This is a genomic window from Streptomyces sp. ADMS, from assembly GCF_033441795.1.
In the GTDB taxonomy this organism is placed as follows: domain Bacteria; phylum Actinomycetota; class Actinomycetes; order Streptomycetales; family Streptomycetaceae; genus Streptomyces.
Genome location: NZ_JAVFVX010000199.1, coordinates 1 through 7,272 on the forward strand (window position 1 = coordinate 1; position 7,272 = coordinate 7,272).

5 protein-coding genes and 2 pseudogenes are annotated in these 7,272 nt (G+C 69.9%); 2 read left to right on the forward strand and 5 right to left on the reverse strand.

Annotated elements, in window-relative coordinates; all coding sequences use genetic code 11:
* Positions 1-96: 96 nt before the first annotated feature.
* Entirely contained in the window at positions 97-1,521 is a 1,425-nt protein-coding gene (locus tag RB628_RS38740; protein WP_318325347.1) for a M1 family metallopeptidase, read from the forward strand.
* A gap of 65 nt (positions 1,522-1,586) precedes the next feature.
* On the opposite strand, the pseudogene RB628_RS38745 reads toward RB628_RS38740, so the two are convergent.
* Positions 1,587-2,254 (reverse strand): annotated as a pseudogene (locus RB628_RS38745) (saccharopine dehydrogenase family protein); the annotation flags it as partial.
* A gap of 153 nt (positions 2,255-2,407) precedes the next feature.
* On the opposite strand from RB628_RS38745, the pseudogene RB628_RS38750 reads away from it, so the two are divergent.
* Positions 2,408-2,674, forward strand: a pseudogene (locus tag RB628_RS38750) (MFS transporter); the annotation flags it as partial.
* 18 nt (positions 2,675-2,692) lie between these two features.
* Here the strand turns inward: RB628_RS38750 and RB628_RS38755 are convergent.
* The 4 genes from RB628_RS38755 to RB628_RS38770 all read right to left on the reverse strand — a co-directional run.
* Positions 2,693-3,148: a cyclic nucleotide-binding domain-containing protein gene (locus RB628_RS38755; RefSeq protein WP_318325348.1), complete on the reverse strand. Its 456-nt coding sequence runs from the start codon at positions 3,146-3,148 to the stop codon at positions 2,693-2,695.
* A 394-nt stretch (positions 3,149-3,542) separates the two neighbouring features.
* A complete protein-coding gene (locus RB628_RS38760; RefSeq protein WP_318325349.1) occupies positions 3,543-4,436 on the reverse strand; it encodes a Gfo/Idh/MocA family oxidoreductase in 894 nt (297 codons plus the stop codon).
* A 100-nt stretch (positions 4,437-4,536) separates the two neighbouring features.
* Complete coding sequence (locus tag RB628_RS38765) at positions 4,537-6,447, reverse strand: AMP-dependent synthetase/ligase (RefSeq protein WP_318325350.1); 1,911 nt, start codon at positions 6,445-6,447, stop codon at positions 4,537-4,539.
* 163 nt (positions 6,448-6,610) lie between these two features.
* On the reverse strand, positions 6,611-7,272 hold a 662-nt coding region (locus RB628_RS38770; protein ID WP_318325351.1), incomplete at its 5' end, for an alpha amylase C-terminal domain-containing protein.

Genomic DNA, 7,272 nt, shown 5'->3' on the forward strand with positions numbered 1-7,272 from the left:
CCCGACCGGCCACACCATACGAATCAACGACCCGCGAAGTACGGGTCTAGGGTGAAAACCCTGAAGATGATCGGAGCGCATACCGTAGGAGCTCGCGTGAGACCCCCCAGGCAGTACGCAGGCACACGCACCGCAGTCCTCCGCCGTGACGCCGTCCTCGCGACCGTGCCCGTAGCCCTCGCGGCTCTGCTGGCCGGCGCCGGACCTGCGGGAGCCACGACGACAGGCGCCTCCGGTGTCGGAGACCCGTACTTTCCGCTGTCCGGAAACGGCGGCTACCACGTCGGCCACTACGACCTGAACCTCCGCTACGACCCCGTGAGCCGCCGCCTCGACGGCAGGGCCGTTCTCACCGCCCGCGCCACCCAGAAACTGACCCGCTTCAACCTCGACCTCAGCGGCCTGAAGGTCACCGCCCTCACCGTCGACCATGTGAAGGCCGGTTTCCGCCGCTCCGGGCAGGAACTCATAGTCAGCCCGCGCCGCGCCCTGAACAGGAACCAGACGTTCCAGGTCGCCGTCACCTACAGCGGTGTCCCCCAGACGGTCATCGACCCGGACGGCTCGAAGGACGGCTGGATCCCCACCGACGACGGCGTGTTCGTCGCCGGAGAGCCGCAGGGCTCCATGAGCTGGTTCCCCGGCAACAACCACCCCAAAGACAAGTCCTCGTACGACTTCACGATCACGGTCCCCCAGGGGCGCACCGCGGTCGCCAACGGCGTCTTCCTAGGCCAGAAGACCGCGGGCGGCAGAACCACCTTCCGCTGGCGCCAGTCCGAGCCCATGGCCGCCTACCTGGCCACGGCCACGGTCGGCAGGTTCACGACCGAGCAGTACACCACCCGCAGCGGCATCAAGGTCTACAACGCCGTCGATCCGCGCGAGGCGACCGCCGCCGCGCCCGTACTGAAGAAACTGCCGTCCGTCCTGGAGTGGGGGGTCAAACTCTTCGGTCCCTACCCGTACCGCGCCGCGGGAGCCATCGTCGACCGCGCCCCTCAGGTCGGCTACGCGCTGGAGACCCAGACCCGTCCCGTGTACGACCAGGCACCCGACCTGAGCACCCTGGTCCACGAGAGCGCCCACCAGTGGTTCGGCGACTCCGTCACCCTCACCAGCTGGAAGGACATCTGGCTCAACGAGGGCTTCGCGACCTACACGGAGTGGCTCTACGCGGAACAGCACGGCGGGCCGAGCGCCCAGAAGAGCTTCGACGACCTGTACGCCACGGCGGCCGACGACAGCCTGTGGTCGTTCCCGCCCGACGACCCGGGCAACGGCGCGAACATCTTCGCCAGGCCTGTCTACGACCGTGGCGCCATGGCCATGCACAAGCTCCGGAAGGCGGTCGGTGACCCGGCGTTCTTCAAGATCCTGCGCACCTGGGCCGCCCAGCACCGCAACGGGCACGGTACGACCGCCCAGTTCACCGCCCTCGCCGAGCGCGTCTCCGGCAAGGACCTGGACCAGCTGTTCCTGACCTGGATCGGCACGAAGGGCAAGCCGTCCGCTCCGTAGAGCCGTCCGCTCCGTAGGGCCCTCCGCATCACCGACTCCCCGGGCTCCGGCCCGGGGAGCACACGTCACTGCTCGCGTATGCCCCACGGCGAGCCGTACGCCGTCAGCAGGTCGAGGAACGGCCGGGCCGGGAACGCCTCCGGGCCCAGGACACCCGAGCCGGACCAGGCGCCGGTGGCGACGAGTTCCAGGGCGACGACCGGATTGACGGCCGTCTGCCACACCACCGCCTGGGAGCCGTACTCTGCCATGGACCACTGGTTGTCGACCACGTGGTACAGGTACACCTCGCGCGGCGCCCCGTCCTTCGTGCCCTTGACCCACGTACCCGCGCACGTCCTGCCGTGCATGCGCTCGCCCAGCGTCGCCGGGTCGGGCAGGCACGCGGCGACGACGTCCCGGGGCGACACGGCGACCGGGCCGGCGGCGCTCGGGACCGTCACGGGGTCGGTGCGGTCCAGGCCGAGCAGGTGCGGCGTCCTGAGGGTCCGGATGAACTCCTCACCCAGGCCGTACTCGAAGGTGACGCGGCGCGCGCCGATCCAGCGCGGCACGAGCAGCACCTCCTCGTGCTCGACGTTCACGCACTCCACCGGCCGATGCCCTCGGGGAAGTCGAACACCTCCGGCTCGCTGCAGGGTTCCGTGGTGAACCAACCACGGTCTGCCTCGTGGACGACCTGCGGGTTGAGGCACTCCTCGATCGTCGTCCAGATGCTGAAGGACGGCGCGAGTCGTACCCGCGTGATATTGAAGGCAGAGCCGATTGGATGTAGCGAGCAGCCAGAACACCTGTGGACCCCAGCAACAGCAGCACCGGCAACGACTCGGACCCTCAGCCGACCGCGCCCAGGAACGAGCCCCCGCCGGGCAGACGCCGCTGGGTCCTGGCCGTCGCCGGAGTCGCCGACATGGTCTCCAGCGTCTTCCGGGTGGTGATCCTGCTGCCGGCGGCGACAGGCGAGATGCGCGGCCGGATGCGGGGCGGCTTCATGGTGGTCGTCGTGCGCGGTCCCCGACTGGCCGACCCGCTGCACGGCACCACGGCATCCGCCCTGGGCACCCGCACGGCAGTCGCCGGCGGCGGACTCCTGGTCGTCGCCGTCACCCTGGCCCTGACGGCCGCGATGCCGGCGTTGCGCCGCCGCCACGTCCGACGACGGCGATCCTCCTTACCCGGATCCCCGCTTGTGCAGCGAGAAGTCCTCCATCAGCCTGCCCCGGGTCAACTCCAGACGATGGGCGAGGATCTCGGCGATGATCCGCACCAGCTGCATCCCGAGGGCCGGGTCCTCCTCGCAGAGTTCGAGCACCGCCTGGGCATCGAACTCGTACGCGCGCACGAAACTGAAGGCCTCGGCACCGAAGTCCCACCGATGAGGAGGGAAGAGCCAGGACCAGCCGAGCAGATCGCCCGTCCCCAGGCTGGCCACGGTCACCCGCTGCACCGGCGTCACCTGCTGGACCAGGGAGACCGCACCGGAGCGGACGACCCAGAAACGGTCGGCCGTGCCGCCCGCCTCGAAGATCCTGAAATCCTCGGGAAAGGACACCTCTGTCGCGAGCGCCAGCAGACGCTCACGGCGGGGCGGGGGCAGGGCGGTCAGCAGCTTTGTCGCTTTGGTCATGAGCAGGGCTCCTCACCGGCGATCTGGAGGAAAGAGGTCCGCCATGGCAGCGCACTACCCGGTTCCGGCGGCTTCCCCTACACCCATTTCAGCCGTTGCGGGCGCGCCAGGCACCTCGGCGGCAGGAACGAACCGTATTTCGACATGGAGAAGGCCCTGGCTGGACGGGGGAGACCAGCCAGGGCCGTAGGTGGTGGCACGCGGAGGGCGGTCGCCTCTCGGCGAAAGGCTCCATGGGGCTTCAGCCGAACGATCTTCCCCATGGGCTATAGGTGGGCCCGGGGACACTGTCCCCTCCGCAGCCACGTATAGAAGAACGGCCGGCCACTCCGGGTTGTTCCGCATCGACTCCTCAGTCGGGCGTGATTCATGTCACGTCCGGTTTGTGGGGTGCTCAGCCCTCCGACACCTGCGCGATCAGCGTCTGCAGATGGAGGCCCCGACGGGCGTCGAGCTCGCCGGAGACACCGGTGCGTACGGCGGTCGCGAACTCGCGGCGCAGCACCGGCCAGCTCTCCTCGAGGTCGAGGTCGTCGCTGTCGAACACCAGCTCCGGGCCGGATCCGAAGAGTTCGACGCGGGCCACGCCTCGCGCCACGTTCACCGAACCGGAGAGGGAGGCCTGGCTGACCGCGCCGTTCTCGTGCTCGCAGGTGAGTTCGATCCAACGACGCGAGTCCCCTGTGCCGCGCACCCTCGCGATCCGCCCCACGGACGCGTCGAGCAGGTCGAGTACATGCGGTCCCAGATCGAGCAGCGCGCCGTGTGCGAGCCGCCAGGGAGTCGCGAAAGCGCCGCCCAGGAAGGCGCCGCTCAGAAAACACGCCCGCGCGCCGAACACGTCCGCCTCGCTCGCCGCCTTCAGGAACCGGCGGGTCCCAGGGTGATAGCGGTTCGTGAGAGTCACTTGGGAGACGACCCCGGCCTCGTCGACCGCGTCCACCAGCCGCCGGGCCGCCCCGAGATCCTCGGCGACCGGCTTCTCCAGCAGCAGCGCCTTGCCCGCCTTGGCGGCACGCAGGGCGAACTCGGCCTGGACGGCCGGCGGTACGGCGAACGCCACCGCCTCGCAGGAGTCGAGCAGTTCCTCGAAACGGGCGGCGACCGGGGCCCCGTACGGTGCCGCCGTCTCCTGGGCCGCCTCGGGGCGGCGTGCCCAGACGCCGGCCAGTTCGGTCTCGGGCCCGGCGGCCAGCACGCGCGCGTGCACCCACTGCGCCCAGGGTCCGGCGCCGACGAGCCCTACCTTGACGGGCGCGTGCGACCACGGTGAGGCGGTACTGGTCACGGCAGGGTCCAATCCGTACGGGAGGCCGGTACGGAGATCACTCTGCTGGCCCGTCCGCCGCAACGTCAACCAGAGACCGCCCCGCGGACGCGCCGCCCGCTCAGCGGAACACGTTGTCGGAGTCGTCCCAGCGCGCCAGCTCCTCGACCGCCGGGTTAGGCCGGGAAGAGCGGCTCCGGGCCTGGTACATCGCGTCGATCTCGAAGGCGTAGTGCCGCACGATCGCGTCCCGGCGCAGCTTCATGGAGGGGGTCAGCAGGCCGTTGCTGAGGGCGAAGGGCTCCGCGAGGACGCGGAACACCCGGATCGACTCGGACCGCGACACGGTGCTGTTGGCGGCGGCGACTGCCCGTCCGATCTCCTCCCGCAGGGCGTTCTCCTCGCGCGCCTGGCGCTGCGGCGTGTCCTCCTGCAGGGCCAGCGAGGCGCGCCAGTGGGCCAGGAACTCCGGGTCGAGGGTGATCAGAGCGCCCACGCACGGCCGGTTGTCGCCCACGATCACCGCCTGGTGCACCAGCGGATGCATGCGCAGCCGCTGCTCCAGGGCGGCGGGCGCGACGCTCTTGCCGCTGCTGGTGATGATGATGTCCTTCTTGCGCCCGGTGATCGTCAGATACCCCTCCGGGTCCAGTCGCCCGATGTCCCCGGTGGCCAGCCAGCCGCCCCGCAGCGCTTCCCGGGTTCCGGCGTCGTCGTTGACGTACCCCTGGAAGACGGAGGTGCCGTACACCAGGATCTCGCCGTCCTCGGCGACCCGGATCTCCGTGCCGGGCAGCGCCTGCCCGACCGTCCCGAACTTCTCCCGGCCCACCGGCTGCGCGGTGACGCCGCCGCTGGTCTCGGTGAGGCCGTAGCCGTCGTGGACGAGGATGCCGATACCCGAGTAGAACAGCGCGAGTTCACGGTTGAGGGGCGAACCGCCGGAGACCGCGCCGCACACGCGCCCGCCCAGGGCGGAACGGAGTTTGCGGTACACCGTCCGCTCGTAGAGGGCGTGTTGCAGACGCAGGTCGAAACCGGGGCCCGAGCCCGTGCCCAGCCGCTGCCGTTCGACAGCGGTCGCGAAGTCCCGCGCGGTGCCGACGGCCCGCTCGAACAGGCTGCCCCGGCCGGCTTTCTGGGCGGCGCGCAAAAAGTTCTTGTAGATCTTCTCGAACACCGACGGCACCGCGTACAGATACGTCGGCCGGAAGGAGAGCAGCGCCGACGACAGGGCGTCCCCGCTCAGTTCGGGCTCGTGCCCCATCAGCAGGCCGCCGCGCAGGCACAGGCCCTGGATCATCAGGCCGTACACGTGCGAGAAGGGCAGGAAGGCGAGAACGGTGGGCTGTTGGCCGGGCGGAGCCGCCGTGTGTCTCCAGCCCCCCAGCAGGGTGTCGCACGGGCTGGCCAGGCTGCGGTGGCTCAGGGCACAGCCGCGGGGATGCCCGGTCGTGCCGGAGGTGTAGGCGATCACCGCGGTCGAGTCCGGCAGTACGATCCGGCGCAGCGAGTCGACCGTGGTCGTCGATACCGGCCGCCCCAGCTCGACGAGTTGGGACAGGGCTTCGTCGTCCAGCTGCCACACGTTGCGCAGCAGGGGCAGCGAGGTGCACACCGAACCGACGGTCATGAGGCCCTGTTCGTCCTCGACGACGACGGCGCTGCACTGCGAGTCCGCGAGGATCCAGGCGACCTGGTCGCGCGAGGAGGTCGGATAGATCGGCACGACCTCGGCGCCGACCGCCCAGAGCGCGTAACAGAGCACCGTCCACTCGTAACGGGTGCGGGCCATGATGGCCACACGGCGGCCCGGTGAGATGCCGGAGGCGATGAACCCCTTGGCCAGGTCGACGACCTCGTCGCGCAGTTCGGCGGCCGTCACCTGCGTCCAGACCTGTTTGGCCGGGTCGGGGCGGCGCGCGAGCTGCGGCAGATCCGGTTCACGCAGCGCCGTTTCGAAGACGCTGTCGGCGAGTCCGCCCGTCAGCGGTGCGGTGGGGGTGGGGGGAGCGAGGGCGAAGTCGCGCATGCGCTGCTCCTGGATCGTACTGACTGTGACCGCGCCGACGAGTGGAGTTATCGACGGTGAACGAATCTAGCTCAGGTGAAGGACGTTGTTGTCGGGAACTGTGAACTGGATTTCCCCAGCGGGGTTTCGGAAGAGGTTTTCCGTGCCGGCCCCGCATGTCGCCTCACCCGTGCACCGGCGTCAGCCACACCGTGGCGAGCGGCGGCAGCGTCAGCGTGACGTACGACGCCCGGGGCGTCACCGGCCCGGGGTTGCGGATGTCTCCGCCGCCGTAGCGGCCGGCATCGGTGTTGAGGACCTCCTGCCAGGCGGGCGCCGAGCCGGGAAGGTGGAGACGGTACTCGTGCCGTACCACCGGCGAGAAGTTGCTGACGGACAACAGGGGCGCCCCGGTGGCGTCGTAGCGCAGGAACGCGAAGACGTTGTCCTCGGCGGCGTCCCCGGCCACCCACCGGAATCCGTCGGGATCGGTGTCGCGTTGCCAGAGGGCGGGGGTGTGACGGTAGACGGTGTTGAGATCACGGACGAGATCGCGGACGCCGCGGTGGTCCGGCTCGGCCGCGTACTCCGTGTCCAGCAGCCACCAGTCCGGCCCGTCGGCCTCGGACCACTCGGAGCCCTGGGCGAACTCCTGCCCCATGAAGAGGAGTTGCTTGCCGGGATGGGCCCACATGAACCCGAGATACGCGCGGTGGTTCGCCCGTTGCTGCCACCAGTCGCCCGGCATCTTCGACACCAACGCCTGCTTGCCGTGGACCACTTCGTCGTGGGAGATCGGCAGGACGTAGTTCTCGCTGTACGCGTACACCATGGAGAACGTCATCT

Excerpts from the sequence above, each read along its gene's own strand:
- RB628_RS38755 (WP_318325348.1), bottom strand. The coding sequence starts at position 3,148 with ATGACCAAAGCGACAAAGCTGCTGACCGCCCTGCCCCCGCCCCGCCGT.
- RB628_RS38765 (WP_318325350.1), bottom strand. The coding sequence starts at position 6,447 with ATGCGCGACTTCGCCCTCGCTCCCCCCACCCCCACCGCACCGCTGACG.